Genomic DNA, 19,399 nt, shown 5'->3' with positions numbered 1-19,399 from the left:
CGATAAAATTTCGCGGATCATACGCACTTGAGGGATAAATTCAAGCTACGCGTGCTGCTTCGCTGGGTGCTGTTTTAATTGCATGGCGATACTACTAAATAGCCGCTCCGCGTCTATGGGTTTGACCACATAATCATTCATCCCGTAGTGCTCAGCCAGCTTAAAGTCATGCTCTTGAGCATTGGCAGAGAGCCCAATAATTGGCAAGTCGTCTAGCAGTAGCTCATTGCGAATAGCTCTAGCTGCGGTTAAACCATCCATGTTCGGCATTTGAATATCCATTAGAACTAAGTCATAGTGGTTTTCACTCACCATCTCAATAGCCTCGACACCGTCGTTAGCAATATCAGGCTGAGCTCCTTTGCCCTCGAGCATGGCTTTGGCAACTTGTTGGTTTAATAAATTATCCTCAACTAACAAAATAGCGACGCCGGTGAGGTCTAACTCCAAAGTGGCTTGCTCTTTTGCCTTGGGCACATCGGGACGCACAGCTAAGGGGCTTTGTTTGGGCAAATAGACACGAAAACACGAGCCTAGCCCCTCTTCACTTTCTAGGGAAATACGCCCGCCCATTAAGGTGACCAGTTTCTGACAGATACTCAAGCCTAATCCTGTGCCGCCGAAGCGTCGCGAGGTGGAGCCATCGGCTTGAGAAAAGGGCTTAAACAATTGCTTTTGAATATCTTCGCGAATGCCCATGCCGGTATCCGTGACACTAAAGCAAAGCTCGTTATCGTGTTCGTCTACCTTTAGGCGGATCGCCCCTTGCTGGGTGAATTTAACGGCGTTATTCAGCAGGTTTAATAACACTTGCTTAAGGCGAATTGCATCGGTGTGGAATACAGGGTTCACTCCCTCGTTAATTTCATAGTCGATCACTAAACTTTTGTTACCCGCTTCCACACTCATAAGGTGTTTTAGTTCTTTGCACAGCTCTTCAAGTTCTAAAGGCTCTTGATACAACTCTAGTTTGCCCGCCTCCATTTTCGAAAAGTCGAGGATATCATTGAGCACCCGAAGTAATACGCTCAGAGCACTGTCGGCTTGAGTGATATATTGCTGTGCTTGTGGCCAATCTTGTTGTTGCAACGCTAAATAGTGCAAACCTTTAATGCCATTGATTGGCGTACGAATTTCATGGCTCATGTTAGCCAGAAACTGAGACTTAGCGTCATTGGCACTATCAGCTTTGGCTTTTTCTTCTCGTAACACCCGGGTTTGTTTTGCTACTTGGTCACGCACCCGAATATTACTGCCGGTAATAGCGATTAAAAAAGTAATTAGTAACCATACAAACAACATGCCTATGACCTGTGCATACCAGTAGCCAGACCATGCGTGGGCTATTCCTTGACGGTGCAAATTAAGTTGCCATTGGCGGTTAGCGATCGCAAAGTCATGACGCATGATAACGGGTCCGGACTGCGCTAAAGGTAAAATAACTTTATGAGGCTGCGCACTCATATCCACCAGCTCAACCCCAACATTATTAAAGGTCAGGTTGGCCATCGCCGAGCGATACAACAAGGGCAAGCTAACCACCGCAGCCACATACCCTCTGATACTTTTATCTTTGGCTCTGACAGGCGACAACACCAAAAACCCTAAGTCTCCTTGAGGGCTACTCTCTAGCGCAAAGGTATCAGTGACGAAGAGTTCACCTTTATAAGCTTGAAGATGCTTAAAATAAGGCTCAGCACTGATATCTAAACCAAAAACCTGTCGCATTCCCTGAGAAAAGTGGCCGTAGTAAACCGGAAAGTGTGCGCCGTTATTGGTGTCGCGCTCATAGCGGGCAAACACTTTGAAAGGGTTGCTCATTTCCACCGTGGTAGATTGCTCAAACTGAGCGATATCTTGGCTTTTTACTTTAGGCATCCACACCAGCGCGTTGATTTCTGGGTTGTAATTCATCTGTTTAGCCGTAAACTCACGAAACTCGCCACGAGTCACCGACTGTTGATTACCAATGAAGGATGCTAACACTTGAGTATTGGCCCGCAGGCGAGTAAGAATTTCGTCGAATTGGTCAACAACGACCTGAGCTTGAGCTTGGAATAATTCTTGGTCTTTATTGTGCTTATTGGTTGCAGCAGCATAAAAGGTCAGGCTAATGGCCGCATAAATCACCATGGATGGCACAATCACTTGTAAGCGATGACGCATCACCGCGAAGTTAAAGCCTGCCAACAACAACGGAGTAAAAATCATAACTCCGATGCTATCGCCTATCCACCAAGTGACGAAGCTGTCCCATCGCGCCACCTCAGGAATAACGCCATTAGTGATAAGCAGCTCAGTACCCACTGCAGCGGCGAAGACACAAACGACTGGTCCACCGAAAATAATACTGGTGATGGTCAGTTTGAGGTCTGAGAGATCCAGAGGCGCTTTTATTATTCGAGTGATGACCCAGTAACCTAGAAAGGCCTGAGCAGTTGAAGCTGCAGTCACGGAGGCCGCATGCAAAGCAACCTGCCAGTGTAAGATGTCGGCGACCACTTCAAGGTGAAGTAAGTTGGTCATCAACGCGCCAAGCACAATGCCAACCAACGCTCGCCGCCCTGCAATCAATAATGCCGCTAACGCTATTCCTGAGGGGGGCCAGGAAGCCACCGCATAGCCATCAATAGCCAGTAGCGCGTTGCTTAAAAAGCCGGTAATGAAGTAACCCAGTGCTACTACAAAGGTTAAGTTAAAGAGATTCTTCATTACCTTCCCTGCTTCTGGTCTTAAGTCTTAGCTATGATCGAGAACCAATAATGCTTTTTCAGCTTGCTGCGTTGCGCGATAACTACGCATCGCACGCTGCGGATGAGGCAGGGTTTGTTGTTGTGCTAGCACCTTATCGAAAATACGCGATGCGAGGTCATGCTCTCCTTGGCTTTGTGCCAAGTAAGCGAGGCACAATAGCATTTCTGCTTCGTCAGGTTGCTTCTTCAATTCTTGTTGCAGTGCCTTTTGCAGCGCTTCAACGTCACCTTGCTCTATCTCACTAAGGATAGACAATAATTGCGAATATTCACCGCGTTTCAATAACTTCTTCAGGGCATCAGTCACCGACGCAATGTCGCCTATGCGCACAACAGCACGTAAATAGTGTGTATGCGCCGCCTCACGGATATGCTTTGGCAGCTCACTTTGGCGCTTATCGAGCTGAGTTTTATCTGCTCCTTGGAAATATTGCCGTAGCGCCCAGTCCCATTGGTATTCATTAAGACTTTGTGATTTCACCAGACGCGGCACTAGCTCTGCAAATTCACTGTATTTGCGTAATCTTAGTAGCACCTGTGCATACAAATTTAGCTGCTGTGATGTCGCTTTTTTACTATTACACTGTTGCCGTAAGGTCGCTAATACCTCTGCATCTGAGTGGCTCTCTAACCACAGTGCTGCCGGCTTCGCACGGTTGGTATCCGAGAGTTCATCAAGCAAGTTTAGGGCTAGATCTGGCTTATCTTGACGCAAACTTGCTTTGGCGCGCATTGCCAATGCAAAATCCTGCCAATGGTCTTCCACCTTGCCTTTGCTCAATGTATGTTGCAGCTGCTCCATGTCGTCATTAATCAGCGCCCAAATCGCTTGTTCCAATACGGCCTGTTTGCGCTCTTTCGCGCGCGCGAAAAAGCCATGACGCAAATTGCGGTAACTGCCCCAGCCATAGCGCACCAAGCTGTAAATTAGGTAGCCAAGAAACAGCGCCAAGGCAGTAAGAATGGTGAAGCTTACAATGCTTCCCTCTACAGTCCACTGACCGAACGCAATAAGAACATAACCTTTCTCGTCTATCAGCCAAGGCGCTATCGCTGCAACTGCAGCAATAACAATAAAAACAATTAATAAACGCGCCATATTAAGACTCCCCCACAACCTGAACAGAGCTGAGCGTAACTGGCTGCTGAGGAACCAAGGTTTTTAATTGGAGCTGTTTAAGCTGACCCAAAAACTGGCTGGTCTGCGGTTGTTGCAGGTTAAAGTAACGCGTCACGATATCGGCGGCACTCTGCAAAGCTTGTGTATACAACTTGGGATGTTTATGGCTAGCGGCAAAGCCTGCCTGATCAAGATAAAAGTGAAGTCGCTGTTTAATAAGTCGCTGCTGCTGGTTATCTAATAATGGCTCTATAGCGGCCTCGCGCTTGCGCACTTTTATAAAATCATCCACCAGCTTATCCCAGGTTGCAGCTAAATTGCGTCGCCAATCAGATACATTGTCCGACAATGCCTGTGATTGCTCGCCATTGCTTTCGGTAGGCGCCAATTCAACCATATTAAATTGTAACTTATCGACCTGCCCACCAAGGCCGTGAAGTCGAAGCACCACCGCTTCAACATCGGCCACTTCGATGCTGGCCAGCTGCTGTAAATCAGTGTGAATAGCGCGTCTTAATTGGGCATTGCCAGGATAACTTGCCAGTAATGCATCGAGTCGCTTCAGCGTTGCTGCAGCGCCTGCGTAGTTCGCTTCCGACCAAAGTTGAAAATCAGCCATGGCGACCAAGCGCTTCACTTCGTTGATGTCTAACGGCGGTTGCTCCTGATTGTTCAAGCCATCAATGGCTTGCTCTATTTGCCCAGCTACGGCACGTTGATTAGCACTTAGCTCACCATTAACTCTATCACTAAACTGTCGTTGCCATTGCTGAGCACTATGTTGCTGTTGTTGCAGAGCGTTGGCCAATGCTTCGAGGCGTTGGTTGAGCGCTTGATTATCGCTTTGTAGCTGCTCTAAATGCTGTTGTAGTTGGTTCTGTTCTTGGTCTTGCGCCTGCTGTTGTAACCAATATTGATATCCAGTTACCCCAGCCGCAGCCAATGCCACCAGCAACGCTAGAACGGCTGTTTTACTTATTTTTTGTGTCATTGGTTTACTCTGTGATGGTACTGCTTTAGGTTGTGTTGCGCTTGGCGCAGGCTCACTCTTTGGTGTGTTTTTTGGTTGTTCGCTCATGTTTCCTTCCTGCTCGGCACCAATACATGCGGCAATGGCCTCGTTGTCGACATCGGCTGCAACCTTAATTTGCTCGCCTTTCACCCCAAGCTGCACTAAGTGCGCCTTAGTGCGCTCACTTACAATATAAAATTGCCTTGATTTAAGCCACTGTAACAGGCTTTCATCTTGGCAAGCAAAAATAGCATCTGCACCACTGTTACTGGTGATTACCAACGCCTCAACACCCTGCTGCTGCCACTGCTGTAACCATGCCTTGCTGCTACCGTTGACAGCTTTGCGCTCGTAAGTCACCAGTGAGTTAACAAAAGCACCTCGGTCTTTCAGCGTTTTGGCAATCAAAGTGCGCCCACCTCGGCCTTTGATTAACACGACTGTTTTACCTTCAACCTTCTGCAGCTCGGGTAATCTCAATAACCCTTCAGAGTCATGGTGTTTTTTTGGCACCTTGGCATTACATGAGAATTGCTGTTCAAGGGCTTGAGCGGTCGTGGGTCCAACCGCAAAGCAAGCCAAATTGGCGGGTAAGGTATCGCGCTGTTGATACAATCCTTGCACAGCATCTTGCGACACAAAAATAGCGATATCAGCCTCATCGAGGGTAGCCAGCTGATTTGCGTCGACTGAGAGATAGTCAATCTGCAGCACAGGTGTGGTACTGACGCGATGACCTGCAGCAATCAACAGCTCAGCGAGTGCTTCTCCTTTGCCTTGAGGGCGGGTGACCACTATATGCGCCATAGTAATAAATCCGTATTATTTTAGTTCGCCATATACTTCGGCAAGAATACTTCCCGCCCCTTGCGCTAACAGGTCATCCGCTAGCGAAATACCAAGCTTCTCAGCTTCAGAAGCGGGACCGGAGATCTCAGCTCGTAAAATTTGCTGACCATCCACCGAACCCACTAAACCACGTAAATAAACGTGATCTTCGTTGAGCTCGGCATAGGCTCCTATTGGAACCTGGCAACCTCCCTGAAGTCGACGATTCATCGCTCGCTCAGCATCAACTCGAATCCGGGTTTCGCGATGCTCCAGCGGTGCTAGCAATGCCTTAATCGCCATATCATCACTGCGACACTCGATACCCACAGCCCCTTGGCCATTGGCAGGGAGTGATTGCTCAGCACTGATATAACTGCGAATACGCTCGGGCATGTGCAACCGTATTAAACCGGCCGCAGCAAGAATAATGGCGTCATATTGACCATCATCTAGTTTAGCCAAGCGGGTGTTCACATTACCTCGTAAATCACGCACCTCTAAATCTGGGCGCTGCTCTTTAAGTTGGCACTGCCGGCGTAGGCTGGACGTGCCGACGATAGCACCTGCAGGCAAGCTATCAATGTTATCAAACGTATTCGAAACAAAGGCGTCACGAGGGTCTTCACGCTCACAGATGGTGTGTAACTCGAGACCCTTGGGAAACTCTACCGGGACATCTTTCATTGAATGCACAGCGATATCAGCGCGACCATCCAGCATCGCTTGCTCAAGCTCTTTAACAAACAAGCCTTTTCCACCCACTTTTGCCAGTGGCGTATCAAGAATAATGTCACCCTTGGTGGTCATGGTGACGAGCTCTACGGTAATACCCCTGTGATGACGCTCTAGTTGCGCTTTTACAAACTCAGCTTGCCATAGCGCTAACGCGCTTTTGCGAGTAGCAATACGCACTCGCGCGGTCGAATTGGTCATGAAATTCCTACTTCGAATTTATCGTGAGCCAACCAAGCGAAATGCTCGGGTAGCCAATAGTTTATTATTTTCGTCTCTCAGCTCTACTCGCCATGTGCCGAGCTGGCTTGGCATGATGTTCTTAGACGAGAAGGTACGGTAACGAGTGGTATGAACACCGAGCTCAACGTTGGCCATAGTTTGGTTATTAAAGTACCACACATGCTTTACTTTTTGTCCTTGTAAACCATGTAATTCGGTGAAGAAAAACAGCTGTTGCTGGAAGTCACTGGTTTTTACTTCTTGGCCAAGAGAGTTAATCGGTTCACGGTCTTGCACAGCGGTTGTGAGCACCGCTCGGCTTACCTTGTCGGTGTCAATTTTGGTGCCTTGAGACAAGCTTGCTACTTTAGCCTCAGTATTAAACTCACTCTCGGGCGCAGGCGCATCCACTGCCGTGTCATTCGCCTGTGCCTCAGTTGAGGACGCGGACGTGGAGCTCTCAACAGTGCTTGTTTCATTGGTACTCACTTGTGCCACCAGCGTTTGCTCAGACTCCATCATGGCGCTCTTTGAGTCAGCCTCTACTTCATCTTCTTTGTGGGGCTGGCTCGGTTGTACTGGTGCCTGCGCAGCTAACGCAACGGGTGCTGCTTTTGCAACCGTGACCTCTTGCGCACTTTCATTGGGCGCTTCAGCCTGACTCTGTATACCATCGGAGGACGCCGTATTCACCTCGCCCTGCTCGGCGTTGGCAGGCGTAAATGCTAGGTACCAAATCGCAGCCACAGAACACAAACCAAGCGTTGCAGCACCAACGATGCGGCGCCAATGCCATTGATATTGCACTTCCTTGCGCTCAATACGTTGAGTCTTGTTATTCATATTCGCTGTGATCACGATTTTTTGTCCCATTACCGTTGTTCCTGAATCATTATTAACTTAGTCGCTCAAGCAGCCATTGTCGAATAGCGTGCAGCTCGGCATCACAGACTTGGTGGGCCATAGCGTAAGATTGCCAAGATACGTTCATGCCTTCATTTTGCAGGTAAGTATAGGCTTGTTTACCTGCTTCTAAAGGCACCACATTGTCAAAATCGCCATGAGCCATGAAAATATTAAGATCGCGATGGCGGGCCTCATCCGTTAAGCGCTCAGGCTCAGACATATAGGTTGATAGCGCCATAACACCGGCCAGCTTATGATGGTAACGCGGCGCTAAGTGTAAGGCGATAACTCCCCCTTGAGAGAAGCCAGCTAGAATAATTTTATCCGCAGGGATCCCGGCCGCTATCTGCTCGTCTATTAATGCACTGATACTTTGCGCCGATTGTTGCACACCTTGGGCATCTGCACGTTTATCTAGATCAAGAGATTTGATGTCGTACCAAGCCCGCATCTCCATACCACCATTGATGGTCACCGCTTGCTCCGGGGCGTGAGGGAAGAGGAACTTGACTCCGAGCTCCGCCGGTAGGTTTAAGTGTGCAGCAACAGGTGCAAACCCTTCACCTGAATCGCCTAAACCGTGAAGCCAGATAACTGTACATTTGTGCTCTGGCGCATCAAACACACTCACGCCGTCAAAGCTACTCACTTAATCATGCTCCCAGCGGATTTCAACACCCGCTTGTTTACTCGCCGCATCACACATAAACTGCCAAAATTCCGCACCAGAGCGGTTATCAATCCAAGTATCGCCGCGTAGTTCAAAATGGTGTCCGTTAAACTTAGTAGCGACCCAAACTTGATGTAATGGCGCTTGTTTATTAATGACGATTTTGCTGCGATCAGCAAAGATAATTTCTAATATGCCAGCTGCAGACTCATAATCTAAATCCGCATCAATATCGTCTATCTGCTCTTCTATTGTTAGCATCAAGGCATCGGCTAACTGATGGTATTCGGTATCGGTCATGGTGGTTTCGCTCATTGTGGCTGCGCTCCTATATGCTCGCAGTAACGTTCGATGGGAAATAATTCAACAGCAACGACTACATTTTTTGTATTTTCTGTTACTCTGCGATTATAAAACGAGTCATATTAATTATCTATCGAATCGCTATGTACAAAAGTCATCGTTTGCTTCGTATCCTTGCAGCCTCCAGCTTAACGCTTCTCAGTGCGTGTGGTCAAAGCGGCGCGCTCTATTTGCCACAACAAGAACAAGTAGATAACCAACAAGCAGAAACACCGCTAAATGCCAAGGAAACCGCAAACGATAACGCAGAGCCGTCGCCACAGCAGTAAAAGCAATGGCCTTGGCGCAACTTTGTAGGCATAGTAACAGCATAGAGTGAGCGATTATAAAGCGTTATGTTAGTTAACTTTTCAAAGATGCATGGTTTGGGTAATGACTTTATGGTCGTGGACAATGTTACCCAAAATATTTTTCTCTCCCGAGACCAGATCAAGCGCTTGGCGGATCGCCATTTTGGCGTTGGCTTTGACCAGCTGCTGATGGTGGAAGCACCTTATTCACCGGATTTAGACTTTCATTACCGCATTTTTAACGCCGATGGCAACGAGGTTGAACAATGCGGTAACGGCGCACGTTGTTTTGCTCGCTTCGTACGTATGAAGGGACTCACTAATCGTCATAAAATCTCCGTTTCCACTAAAGGCGGCAATATGACGCTGTATATTGAAAAAGACGGGCAAGTGACGGTCAATATGGGGCAGCCAATATTAGAGCCCAAAGATATACCGCTGCAAGCCAATAAGCGTGAGCTAACGTATATTCTTCGCCACCAAGAACATACATTATTTATGGGCGCCGCATCGATGGGCAATCCACACTGTGTGATCGAGGTTGAAGACATTACTGCCGCCGAGGTGCACACCCTAGGTCCAGCTGTTGAGCAGCATGAACGCTTTCCAAAGCGCGCCAATGTCGGTTTTATGCAGATTATTGACGAGTCTCATATTAAACTCAGAGTGTGGGAGCGTGGCGCAGGTGAAACCTTAGCCTGTGGCAGCGGTGCATGTGCAGCCGCCGTTGTCGGCCAGTTGCAAAGCAAGCTTGGGCGCAACGTCAAGGTCGACCTACCAGGTGGAGCATTGCAAATACGGTGGCAAGGTGAAGGACACCCAGTCAAGATGACTGGCCCCGCAGAGCATGTTTTTGACGGACAAATAGCCTTATGAGCGAATTAACTACCCAGCAAGTCAGTGAATACCTACAACAGAACCCAGACTTCTTTTTAGAAAATCCGGGCGTATTTGCTTGTATGAACTTTGGCTCTCAGCATGAGAGCGTCGCTTCCTTACAACTGCGCCAGCAGCAGCTATTAAGAGAACAAAACCTTGCTCTTCAAGAACAATTACAACAACTTGTAAGTCAAGCGAAGCAAAACGAACAGGTTTACCAAGTATTCAGTGCCTGTCATCGCCAGCTTATGAGTGACTGTGAGTTTGTCGAGCTTGCCAGTAGCCTAGAGCAACTTATTTGCGAGCAACTGCAGCTTAACGAGTGCAAGTTGGTTCAGTACAATGACGCTCTGCAACCGCTAATAAATAGCCGTTTACACGCACAAGGCCATTATCTTGGACGTCTCTCGGAGCAAGAGCAGGCATTGATCTTTAATCATACCTGCAAGAGCGCGGCATTGTACTTAATTGGTGAGCCGGATACGCCCTTGGCATTGCTCGCATTTGCCAGCGAAGATGAACTGCATTTTGAGCCCGCGCAGGACAGCTTTTTTATCTTCGAGTTTGTGAAAGCATTACAAGAGCGTCTCGCTACCAGTTCATGAGCGAGTCGCAGGCGCTAACATTTTCGACCATGGCTGACACTTGGGCCACACCTGTCCAGTCGTACAGTGATTATCTTCGTTTTGAAAAACAATATTCGCCACTCACCTTAGAACAATATCAACGACAACTTCTTGAAGTGGCGCGGTATTATCATGAAGAGCGTGATGGTTGGCTGACCTTAAGCGCGGATGATATTCGCCGGTTCGCCATGTCATTGCGAGCACGAGGCCTAAGTGCACGTACCGTCAGTTTAAAATTAAGTTGTCTGCGGGCTTTTTTTCGCTATTTGAAGCTTTACCACCAGCACCACGACAACCCGGCGCAGTACGTAAAAGGGCCAAAATTCGATAAGCCCCTGCCTCGTAACTTAGATGTAGACCAAATGCATCAATTGTTGGATATTGATGATGATGATCCCCTGGCAGTTCGTGATAAAGCCATGATGGAGCTGATGTATTCCAGTGGTTTGCGGATCAGCGAACTGGTGAGCTTAAATGTAACCGATATAGACGTGCGTGGCGGAGAAGTTCGGGTCCTAGGTAAAGGCCGTAAAGAGCGTATTGTTCCTGTGGGCCGCCAAGCCATTAGCGCATTAAACTCGTGGCTAAAAATACGCCCAGCGCTGATCGGCCAAGACTCTGATGCGCTATTTTTATCACAGCGCAAGTTGCGCATTTCTGCTCGTCACGTACGTGAGCGCATGCGGGAATGGGGTGTCAAACAAGGGATTAGTGCCCAGGTACATCCACACAAACTACGCCACTCTTTTGCTTCGCATGTACTTGAGTCCAGTGGTGATTTGCGCGCGGTGCAAGAGTTGCTTGGACACAGCAGCTTGTCCGCCACTCAGGTTTATACCCATTTGGACTTTCAACACCTTGCCAAGGTGTATGATAATACCCACCCTAGAGCCAAAAAACAGAAGTAACTATGATTCGATTCAATCGCGCCTTAGAGCAAGCCAAAGTGCTCAGTTTTGATTTGGATGACACGCTGTATAACAATCATCCGGTTATTAAGGCTGCACTGCAGGCGCAACATGATTACTTACAAACATTGCCGCAATGGCGCGAGCAAGAAGCTGATTTTTGGCAATACTGTCGCGAGCAGGCGTTAATGCAGCAGCCAGCATTAGCGCATGATGTTACCGCCCTACGTAAGCAGGCACTTACTCACGCCATGAAGCACATGGGCGTTGACAACAGCCATGCTGAACATGCCTATCGGGCGTTTGCCGAGGCCCGTAGTAACATTGTTGTTGCCGACAGTGTGCTGGCATTACTGGACACTTTGCGCCAACGCTTTCGCCTGATAGCCATCACCAACGGCAATGTCGATGTCACCCGCTTTAACCTTCATGGCCAGTTTGATGCCGTATTTATGGCCGGCCCAGACGGTCGTGCTAAACCTTATAGCGACCTTTACCACAAAGCAGCGCAGGCAATGGCAGTCATACCGCAGCAAATAATCCATATCGGCGATAGCTTAGACACCGATGTACAAGGCGCTAATAATGCTGGTTGCAAGAGTGTATGGCTCAATAACCAATCGATTAGCTACCAGTACAAGGGGCTAGCGGATATGGAGATTAGCGATATCCATGAGCTCGAGATTCTCACTTAAACCGGTTAGTTTGTCCGAGTGTTTAACAGCTCAGCGTCGTATTCCAGAGCTTGCCACTGGGGCCAGCCTAGCTCGCTATGAGCGAAAGATCGCAGCAGCCCCCTTTCTTGCCTTGGTGGCCTATCAACAACATCATATTATCGGTTTTAAACTGGGCTTTGCGTTGTCACCACAATGTTTTTATAGCTGACTTGGCGGTGTGGTGCCCAGTTATCGCTCTCAAGGGGTAGCCAGGGCGCTGCTGCAATATCAAGAGCGCTGGGCCAAAGCCCATGGCTATCAAGAAATTCAAGTTAAGAGCATGCTGTGCTTTAGCGCTATGCGTGCCATGTTGGCGAAATATCAGTACCTACAACTCACTGCTAACAGCCAAATTGATGCCGATACTAAGATTGTATTTAGCAAGCTGCTATAAAGCCATCAAGTGCCAGTGTCGGGCCTGCAACACCATAGTTAATGACAAAGAGACAGCGCACTGGTTATAAAAACAGTATTCTATTTAGCCAAGCTGGAACTCTTGTTATACTGGTGGCAATTATGACAGGTGGAAAGCGGCGATGGATGTATCTGAATTACTTGATGGCTTAAACGACAAGCAACGCGAGGCGGTAGCAGCGCCGTTGCAAAATATGCTGGTATTAGCAGGAGCTGGCTCGGGCAAAACCCGGGTCTTGGTGCACCGCATCGCTTGGCTTACTCAAGTTGAAGGAGCCTCGCCTTTTAGCATCTTCGCCGTAACCTTTACCAACAAAGCCGCAAAAGAGATGCGTGCTCGTGTCGAGCAGACCATTCAAGGCTCCGTTGGCGGCATGTGGGTAGGCACATTCCACGGCTTGGCACACCGTATTTTGCGCGCCCATCACCGCGAAGCCAAGCTACCTGAGTCTTTTCAAATTCTTGATAGCGATGATCAACAGCGAATGATCCGTCGCTTACTCAAGGCCATGAATATTGATGAGAAGAAGTGGCCAGCCAAACACCTTGCGTGGTATATCAGCGCCAAAAAAGATGAGGGCCTGCGCCCGGGTGACATTCAAGCCTATGATGTCAACGAGCAGCTATTGCTGCGTGTATACTCAGCTTACCAAGAGGCTTGCGATCGCGCCGGACTGGTCGATTTTGCAGAAATACTGTTGCGATGCTACGAGGTACTGCAGCAAAACCCCACTCTGCTGCGCCATTATCAACAGCGCTTTGCGCATATTCTGGTGGATGAGTTTCAAGATACCAATACCATTCAGTACCGCTGGCTTGCACTGATCGCAGGCGATACCAACAGCATGATGATTGTCGGCGATGATGATCAAAGTATCTACGGCTGGCGTGGTGCCCGTATCGAGAATATCAAACGCTTCTTGGACGACTTCGACGCCGATACCATTCGTCTTGAACAAAATTACCGCTCGACTGCCACCATCTTGAAAGCGGCGAACTCTCTGATTGAGAATAACGCAGAACGCATGGGTAAAAATCTGTGGACCGACGGCAATCAAGGCGAGCCTATTTCCATTTATGCTGCTTTTAATGAGCTAGATGAAGCGCGCTTTATTGTTGGCAAAATAAAAACCTGGATGGATGCGGGCAACGCGCTAACCGATACCGCAATTCTTTACCGTAACAATGCGCAATCTCGAGTCTTAGAGGAAGCCTTGTTACAAGAGGGATTAAAGTACCGTATTTATGGCGGCATGCGCTTCTTCGAGCGCCAAGAAATCAAAGATGCATTATGTTATTTGCGCCTGGTGAGTAATCGTCAAGATGATGCCGCCTTTGAGCGTGTGATCAACACGCCAACTCGAGGCATTGGCGATAAGACGCTCAGTCATATTCGTGACTGTGCCCGAGCCGAGTCGCTGCCGTTATGGTATGCCGCCAAGGCTATCTTAGAGCAGAAACATTTGTCTGGTCGCGCCGCCACGGCAGTTAATCGCTTTATTGAGTTGGTTGAGGGGGTGGAGCAGCGTATTGCTGAGTTGACCCTCGCAGAGCAGGCAAAATACACCATAGAGAATACCGGTTTGATGGCCATGTATCAGGCCGAAAAAGGCGAGAAAGGTCGTGCTCGCGTGGAAAACTTAGAAGAGCTTATTAACGCTTGCGAGCAATATGAATTACCCGTTGATGAAGAGTTTTCCTCACCACTGCAAGGCTTTTTAGCCTATACCTCTTTAGAGGCCGGAGAGGGTCAAGCCGAAGAGCACGAAGACGCAGTGCAAATGATGACTCTGCACTCTGCCAAAGGCTTAGAGTTTCCACTGGTATTTATGGTCGGTGTAGAGGAAGGCATGTTCCCATCACAACAAAGCCAAGAGGAAAGTGGTCGCTTAGAAGAAGAGCGCCGTCTATGTTATGTGGGCATGACCCGAGCCATGGATAAACTTTATATTACCCACGCTGAAAGCCGGCGCTTATATGGCCAAGAAAAGTATCACAGCCCGTCACGGTTCCTACGAGAAATGCCGGAAGACTGTGTAGAAGAGATCCGTGTTAAAACAAAAATCTCAGCGCCGCAACAAGCTAACCGCTTTAGCCCTTCATTGACTCAAGCAGCGTTTGCCGACAGTGGCTTTAGCCTCGGCCAGCGAGTTCTCCATGCTAAGTTTGGTGAGGGCACCGTGCTTAATTACGAAGGAGCTGGCCCGCAGTCACGGGTACAAGTAAACTTCGACGATGTTGGTAGCAAATGGTTGGTCACCGCTTATGCGCGCTTACAAGCAATCTGAGCTAGCCTCGTTACTGAGTGGCTTAACCCAGCGGCGTTGGCGACAACTGCTGCTGCTGCGGGGTGAGCCGTCATGGTGCACACAGCAACTGCAATATTTGCAACAGGATACCGACAGCGACTGGCTCACTTTAAGTAAATCTAACCACTGTGTTGATAACCAATGGCCGGAGCATCTGCATCAAATTCTTGGACAAGAGCATAGCTTTGTTGCCTACGATTGCTACAGCGGCTTTTATGCCGATAAGGCAGCCGCAGCCGCTGGCACTGTTAAAGCCGGGGGCCTGATGGTCGTTATGCTGCCAGAAAATACCCACGATTTTGTCGACCCTGGTATCAATAAAATTCTGCCTTATGGCCACCCTCAACCCGAGAGCTGCTTGTTTTGGCACTGGTTTGAGCAACAGTTAGTCGACTGTAAGCCACTTAGCCTCTGTCAATCAGCGCAAACTCACCAAGCACTTACTTATCAATCGCTAACTTACACGACCGCAAGTTCTCCGGACTACAGCGAGCAAGAGCAAGCTATAGCGATGATCATCAAAACAGCCACAGGGCGTGCCAATCGGCCTTTGGTGCTCAGCGCTGATCGGGGTCGTGGGAAATCAGCTGCACTTGGCATAAGTGCCGCGAAACTGCCTGACAAAGATATCATCCTCTGTGCCATTCAGCGCCGCTCCCTCGACAGCGCTTTTAAGCACTTAGCAGAGCAGACACAACTCGATGCAGACAACGGCAATCAACTGGCCAACGTACGATTTATGCCGCCGGATAAATTAATCAGTGAGCAACCACAGTGTGACGTGTTGTTTGTTGATGAAGCGGCCACCATACCCATTCCAATACTAAAGCAACTCTTAACGCTTTATCCTCGGGTTGTATTTGCCAGTACTATGGCTGGCTATGAAGGCAGCGGTCGCGGCTATACATTGCGATTTTTAGACTTCTTGAAAAAAGCCTATAAGAATCACCGCACCTTCAATATGGTTACCCCCATACGTTTTGCTAACGGCGATCCACTAGAGCAAAGCATCAACCGACTGCTGTTACTGGATATGCGCACACCCATGCCCGCACAAAGGGTGGACCACAGCGAGGTGGAGCTGCTTAAAGTGCCAGCCCATAGCTTGCTGACTGATGCCGCCTTACTTGAGCAATGCTTTTCCTTATTGGTACTCGCTCACTACCAGACGTCCGCCAACGATTTGCGGCAACTGCTTGATGCACCGTCACAACACCTTTATATCTGCCGGGATGGCGCCAAGATTATTGGCGTGGCCCTTGTCAGCATAGAGGGGGAATTAGACGAGGATATATCAAGCTCAATCGCCATCGGCCAGCGCCGTCCTCAAGGCCATCTATTAGCGCAAAGTATGATTAATATGTCCGGCGAAGCACAGCTCGGACAATTAAGTTATGCACGCATAGTGCGCATCGCCATTGTACCCGAGCTGCACCATCAAGGGTTGGGTCATTTATTGCTGTCATTTATCGAGCAGGACTTACGGCAGTCGCAGGTAGCGGTTATTGGTACTAGCTTTGGCGCGCATGCAGCGCTACTCTCGTTTTGGCAATCAGCCAACTATCGCACTATCAAACTAGGTAGTAAACGCGACCATGTCAGTGGTGAACACAGTGCATTAATGGTAAAAGGTCTCAATAGCCTAGGTACTTCGAGTGTTGCAAATCTGAATCAGAGCTGGTGCCAAGATATGCCACTGTTGCTAAGCCACTGCTTTAATGACATAGCACCAAAGTTAACATTACAGCTGTTAAAAGAAGCGCCAACAAGGCCACTCACCGAAGCGGACAGGCTTTGTCTAACTCGCTTTGTGAATAATGAGATACCATTGAACCTATGCTACGGAGCCCTGTACCGCGCAATCGCAGGTAATTGGTCATTGCTGTTCAACGTGGACGATGAAGCCCAAGCGCTTATCTTGCATACCTTAGGTATAAATAAGCGGGTGGTTGATTTGCAGCAAAGCAAAAAGCAGACTAATAAGGTATTAATAGCTTTAGCTTCACAAATACTAACCTAAGGATCAGCATGCTCAGTGCTCTACTGCTTTCGCTCACCCTTGACGTTGCAATGCCCGTGGCGACGAAGCAAAAGCAATCTCTGAGTTTGGGCATGTCATGTGCACTCACCGGCCCCGCACAAGAAATTGGTAAGGCACTTAAGATTGGCGCCCAACTCTACTTTGATAATCATAATAGACACAGTGATACCATCATCAACCTGACGGTCTTGGATGATCGTTATGAGCCAATTAATACTGTGGCTAATACCCATGAGTTCATCACACAAAGAAAGGTCGATGCCCTGTTTGGCTATATGGGGACACCGACTACTGCAGCCATCGTCGATTTAATTTCCAAACACCAAGTTCCGCTATTATTTCCCTACTCTGGAGCAGCTTTTCTGCGCAATCTAGAAACATCCAACGTTATTAATCTGCGTACTAGCTACGACGATGAAGCTATGGCTCATGCCCAGTACTTTAAAGATCGAGGTGTAAAAAGTGTGGGGATAGTTATTCAGGCTGATGAGTTTGGTCTCGAAGCAGGGTCTAGCACCCTAAAAGCACTAGCCAGCAAAGGGTTAGCTGTTAAACAAACGGCACGATTTCGGCGCAATACACAAGATTTAGCCATCGCGCTAAAGAAGCTTTTGCCTCTGCGTCTTGATGCCATCGTATTGATAGGAACCTACGTTCCGGTTGCTGAGTTTATAAATACCGCAGCAGAACAAGGGCAGGAACCTTGGTTCGCGGCAATGTCATTTACTTCCGAAAGTGCATTACGGCCTCACCTTAAGCAAAGCTCTCGAGCTATAGTCACAGAAGTAGTGGCCGACCCTAACACGTGTCAGCAACCCCTATGTGACGCCTTTCGGCGGGATTTCTCCGCCGCAGGCATGAGTAACGCTAATCGCTTACATTTTGAAGGTTACTTAAATGCTTATGCGATGACACTCATTGCTGAATTCTGCCTGCAAAAGCAAGCCCCTATGCCATCCTGCATTGCTCAAAATGGCGCACTCATCAGCTCTCAAGATCCGCAGCTTGCAACACTCTTCAAGCTTTCAAAGCCCGTTGGTGAGAATAGTTACATCGTTCCACTTAATTAACTGTATTTGCTGGTTAAAAAGTCTATCTAGACTAAGCTTTAGAATAACGATTGCGAGCAACTCTTAGACTTTTATGGACTTTGTTAATTTTCGTATTGGCGCTAAAACCATCTCTTTAAAGATCCTTGATATCTTACTCACTGAGCGTTACGACGATAACCTCACCAGCCTTCCTAATGAGCACAAAGCGTTTCTCGGGGTTAAAGACTATATGGATATACCAACACCGGTATTCGATTTAGGTATTATGCTCAATGGTGTCTCCACAAAGCAGAGTAATGCAAACTTGGCGCATAAGTTGGACCAGTTTATTACATTAAATAAAACGTGGTTTACAGCGCTGGAGAACGCCGTAGAAAATACCCAAGCCATGACCAACGAGTACGACGATGAGATTCGTCAGTTTGTGCGCTGGTACCAAAATATGCACGCCCACGACAGTGACCTAAAGGATATCCTACAGCGCTTAAGTGATAGCCATCAGCGTCTATTAGAGCAAGCTAAATTGGTGCGCACTGCCACACAAGAACAAGGGCGTGAAATATTGAGCTATGAAAAGCATCACAGCTTCGCTCATCTCAATCGCTTATTAGAAACCGCCAAAGATCAGATCTTATACAACTATAAGCCTATCATCGTTTTTACCACTAAAGATGGTCTAAACCCCTATATTGGTTTGCTGATAGACAGAGTGGAAGACAGCATCAGTGTAGAGCGAGATGATATTAAGTCACTAAGTGAATTAACGTCGGTTGGGTTCAATATAGATAATGAAACCAAACATATGATGGCCGGATTAATAAAGCTCGGCGATAGTCACTCAGTGATCATAGAGCCCAGTGCTATTTTTAGGCCTGAACATCTTTCTCACAGTCCAGAAGAAACGCCCGCATATGGATTATTCTGATTAGTAGAGGTTCATCCTGGCTAGGTTGCTGTGTTGTAGGTCAGGGTTTACCCTGAATAGGTGCTGCAAGGCTGAAGCCTTGCCTACAGATGCGATGACCGGTGACACTGTGTTGTGGGTCAGGATTTACCCTGACTAGGGTGAAGCAAGGCTGAAGCCTTGCCTACAGATATGATGACAGGTGTTTCGCTGTGTTTGTAGGTCAGGGTTTACCCTGACTAGATGTTGCAAGGCTAGAAGCCTTGCCTACAGGTGTGGGGTTTTTCTGTTGTTTGGTTCTGTTGTAGGTCAGGGTTTACCCTTACTAGGGTGTTGCAAGACTGAAGCCTTGCCTACAGATGCGATGACCGGTGACACTGTGTTGTGGGTCAGGATTTATCCTGACTCAATGATGCAAGGCTGAAGCCTTACCTACAGGTGTGGTGATGGGTGTTTCGTTCTGTTGTAGGTCAGGGTTTACCCTGACTAGGTGATGCAAGGCTGAAGCCTGGCCTACAGGCATAAAAAAACCCGCTGCACTTCTGCAACGGGTCTCTCTAATTAGGAGCCTGGTGATGACCTACTTTCACATGGGCGAACCCACACTATCATCGGCGCAGTTCCGTTTCACTTCTGAGTTCGGCATGGGGT

General features: G+C 48.2%; 18 protein-coding genes. 11 read left to right on the top strand and 7 right to left on the bottom strand.

The annotated features are described in order from the left end of the window. Positions 1-45 precede the first annotated feature (45 nt). From MHM89_RS18525 to cyaY, 7 genes are read right to left on the bottom strand one after another with little or no spacing between them, the layout of a single operon-like run. Positions 46-2,712 carry an ATP-binding protein gene (locus tag MHM89_RS18525; protein ID WP_235420174.1) on the bottom strand — a complete coding sequence of 889 codons (2,667 nt, stop codon included), beginning with the start codon at positions 2,710-2,712 and terminating at the stop codon, positions 46-48. A 27-nt stretch (positions 2,713-2,739) separates the two neighbouring features. After that, positions 2,740-3,852: a heme biosynthesis HemY N-terminal domain-containing protein gene (locus tag MHM89_RS18520; protein ID WP_045979490.1), complete on the bottom strand. Its 1,113-nt coding sequence runs from the start codon at positions 3,850-3,852 to the stop codon at positions 2,740-2,742. Position 3,853: 1 nt separating this feature from the next. Then, positions 3,854-5,692, bottom strand: coding sequence for a uroporphyrinogen-III synthase (locus MHM89_RS18515; RefSeq protein WP_239409442.1), 1,839 nt, complete (start codon positions 5,690-5,692; stop codon positions 3,854-3,856). 15 nt (positions 5,693-5,707) lie between these two features. Further along, a complete protein-coding gene (hemC, locus tag MHM89_RS18510; protein WP_239409441.1) occupies positions 5,708-6,649 on the bottom strand; it encodes a hydroxymethylbilane synthase in 942 nt (313 codons plus the stop codon). An 18-nt stretch (positions 6,650-6,667) separates the two neighbouring features. Then, complete coding sequence (locus MHM89_RS18505) at positions 6,668-7,543, bottom strand: DUF2914 domain-containing protein (RefSeq protein WP_239409440.1); 876 nt, start codon at positions 7,541-7,543, stop codon at positions 6,668-6,670. A 22-nt stretch (positions 7,544-7,565) separates the two neighbouring features. Further along, positions 7,566-8,225 carry an alpha/beta fold hydrolase gene (locus MHM89_RS18500; protein WP_239409439.1) on the bottom strand — a complete coding sequence of 220 codons (660 nt, stop codon included), beginning with the start codon at positions 8,223-8,225 and terminating at the stop codon, positions 7,566-7,568. Beyond that, entirely contained in the window at positions 8,226-8,546 is a 321-nt protein-coding gene (gene cyaY, locus MHM89_RS18495; RefSeq protein ID WP_026110922.1) for an iron donor protein CyaY, read from the bottom strand. It lies immediately after the preceding gene. A 146-nt stretch (positions 8,547-8,692) separates the two neighbouring features. Here cyaY and MHM89_RS18490 point away from each other — a divergent pair, with 146 nt between their 5' ends. The 11 genes from MHM89_RS18490 to MHM89_RS18440 all read left to right on the top strand — a co-directional run bounded on the left by MHM89_RS18490 (position 8,693) and on the right by MHM89_RS18440 (position 18,769). Further along, complete coding sequence (locus tag MHM89_RS18490; protein ID WP_022943589.1) at positions 8,693-8,878, top strand: lipoprotein; 186 nt, start codon at positions 8,693-8,695, stop codon at positions 8,876-8,878. Between the two features lie 66 nt (positions 8,879-8,944). Next, the gene (dapF, locus tag MHM89_RS18485) at positions 8,945-9,775 is read left to right on the top strand and encodes a diaminopimelate epimerase (RefSeq protein ID WP_239409438.1); all 831 of its coding nucleotides are present in this window, start codon (positions 8,945-8,947) and stop codon (positions 9,773-9,775) included. Further along, a complete protein-coding gene (locus MHM89_RS18480; protein ID WP_239409437.1) occupies positions 9,772-10,383 on the top strand; it encodes a DUF484 family protein in 612 nt (203 codons plus the stop codon). Before dapF ends, MHM89_RS18480 begins: the two co-directional genes overlap by 4 nt. Beyond that, the gene (gene xerC / locus MHM89_RS18475) at positions 10,380-11,312 is read left to right on the top strand and encodes a tyrosine recombinase XerC (protein WP_138589264.1); all 933 of its coding nucleotides are present in this window, start codon (positions 10,380-10,382) and stop codon (positions 11,310-11,312) included. Before MHM89_RS18480 ends, xerC begins: the two co-directional genes overlap by 4 nt. Before the next feature lie 2 nt (positions 11,313-11,314). Next, complete coding sequence (locus MHM89_RS18470) at positions 11,315-12,007, top strand: HAD-IA family hydrolase (RefSeq protein WP_239409436.1); 693 nt, start codon at positions 11,315-11,317, stop codon at positions 12,005-12,007. Beyond that, positions 11,985-12,197, top strand: coding sequence for a hypothetical protein (locus MHM89_RS18465; protein WP_239409435.1), 213 nt, complete (start codon positions 11,985-11,987; stop codon positions 12,195-12,197). The genes MHM89_RS18470 and MHM89_RS18465 overlap by 23 nt, the downstream gene beginning before the upstream one ends. 12 nt (positions 12,198-12,209) lie before the next feature. Continuing rightward, the gene (locus MHM89_RS18460) at positions 12,210-12,422 is read left to right on the top strand and encodes a GNAT family N-acetyltransferase (RefSeq protein WP_239409434.1); all 213 of its coding nucleotides are present in this window, start codon (positions 12,210-12,212) and stop codon (positions 12,420-12,422) included. A gap of 142 nt (positions 12,423-12,564) precedes the next feature. Next, complete coding sequence (gene uvrD / locus MHM89_RS18455) at positions 12,565-14,730, top strand: DNA helicase II (RefSeq protein WP_239409433.1); 2,166 nt, start codon at positions 12,565-12,567, stop codon at positions 14,728-14,730. Then, on the top strand, positions 14,708-16,771 hold the full coding sequence (locus MHM89_RS18450; RefSeq protein ID WP_239409432.1) for a GNAT family N-acetyltransferase: 2,064 nt from the start codon (positions 14,708-14,710) through the stop codon (positions 16,769-16,771). The genes uvrD and MHM89_RS18450 overlap by 23 nt, the downstream gene beginning before the upstream one ends. Before the next feature lie 8 nt (positions 16,772-16,779). Next, entirely contained in the window at positions 16,780-17,862 is a 1,083-nt protein-coding gene (locus MHM89_RS18445; protein ID WP_239409431.1) for an ABC transporter substrate-binding protein, read from the top strand. A gap of 73 nt (positions 17,863-17,935) precedes the next feature. Next, complete coding sequence (locus MHM89_RS18440; protein WP_239409430.1) at positions 17,936-18,769, top strand: chemotaxis protein; 834 nt, start codon at positions 17,936-17,938, stop codon at positions 18,767-18,769. The last annotated feature ends 630 nt before the right edge of the window (positions 18,770-19,399 follow it).

Origin of the sequence: Pseudoalteromonas sp. CNC9-20, assembly GCF_022347875.1 — a bacterium.
Taxonomy (GTDB): domain Bacteria; phylum Pseudomonadota; class Gammaproteobacteria; order Enterobacterales; family Alteromonadaceae; genus Pseudoalteromonas; species Pseudoalteromonas ruthenica.
The sequence above is the reverse complement of the archived record's forward strand: the minus strand, read 5'-3'. Positions and strand labels throughout refer to the sequence as shown.

What these genes read in the sequence shown, in the direction of transcription:
- dapF (WP_239409438.1), top strand. Translation starts at nt 8,945, where the DNA reads ATGTTAGTTAACTTTTCAAAGATGCATGGTTTGGGTAATGACTTTATG.
- MHM89_RS18480 (WP_239409437.1), top strand. Translation starts at nt 9,772, where the DNA reads ATGAGCGAATTAACTACCCAGCAAGTCAGTGAATACCTACAACAGAAC.
- MHM89_RS18445 (WP_239409431.1), top strand. Translation starts at nt 16,780, where the DNA reads ATGCTCAGTGCTCTACTGCTTTCGCTCACCCTTGACGTTGCAATGCCC.
- MHM89_RS18525 (WP_235420174.1), bottom strand. Translation starts at nt 2,712, where the DNA reads ATGAAGAATCTCTTTAACTTAACCTTTGTAGTAGCACTGGGTTACTTC.
- MHM89_RS18470 (WP_239409436.1), top strand. Translation starts at nt 11,315, where the DNA reads ATGATTCGATTCAATCGCGCCTTAGAGCAAGCCAAAGTGCTCAGTTTT.
- cyaY (WP_026110922.1), bottom strand. Translation starts at nt 8,546, where the DNA reads ATGACCGATACCGAATACCATCAGTTAGCCGATGCCTTGATGCTAACA.
- MHM89_RS18520 (WP_045979490.1), bottom strand. Translation starts at nt 3,852, where the DNA reads ATGGCGCGTTTATTAATTGTTTTTATTGTTATTGCTGCAGTTGCAGCG.
- xerC (WP_138589264.1), top strand. Translation starts at nt 10,380, where the DNA reads ATGAGCGAGTCGCAGGCGCTAACATTTTCGACCATGGCTGACACTTGG.
- hemC (WP_239409441.1), bottom strand. Translation starts at nt 6,649, where the DNA reads ATGACCAATTCGACCGCGCGAGTGCGTATTGCTACTCGCAAAAGCGCG.
- uvrD (WP_239409433.1), top strand. Translation starts at nt 12,565, where the DNA reads ATGGATGTATCTGAATTACTTGATGGCTTAAACGACAAGCAACGCGAG.
- MHM89_RS18505 (WP_239409440.1), bottom strand. Translation starts at nt 7,543, where the DNA reads ATGGGACAAAAAATCGTGATCACAGCGAATATGAATAACAAGACTCAA.
- MHM89_RS18515 (WP_239409442.1), bottom strand. Translation starts at nt 5,692, where the DNA reads ATGGCGCATATAGTGGTCACCCGCCCTCAAGGCAAAGGAGAAGCACTC.
- MHM89_RS18440 (WP_239409430.1), top strand. Translation starts at nt 17,936, where the DNA reads ATGGACTTTGTTAATTTTCGTATTGGCGCTAAAACCATCTCTTTAAAG.
- MHM89_RS18465 (WP_239409435.1), top strand. Translation starts at nt 11,985, where the DNA reads ATGAGCTCGAGATTCTCACTTAAACCGGTTAGTTTGTCCGAGTGTTTA.
- MHM89_RS18450 (WP_239409432.1), top strand. Translation starts at nt 14,708, where the DNA reads ATGCGCGCTTACAAGCAATCTGAGCTAGCCTCGTTACTGAGTGGCTTA.
- MHM89_RS18490 (WP_022943589.1), top strand. Translation starts at nt 8,693, where the DNA reads ATGTACAAAAGTCATCGTTTGCTTCGTATCCTTGCAGCCTCCAGCTTA.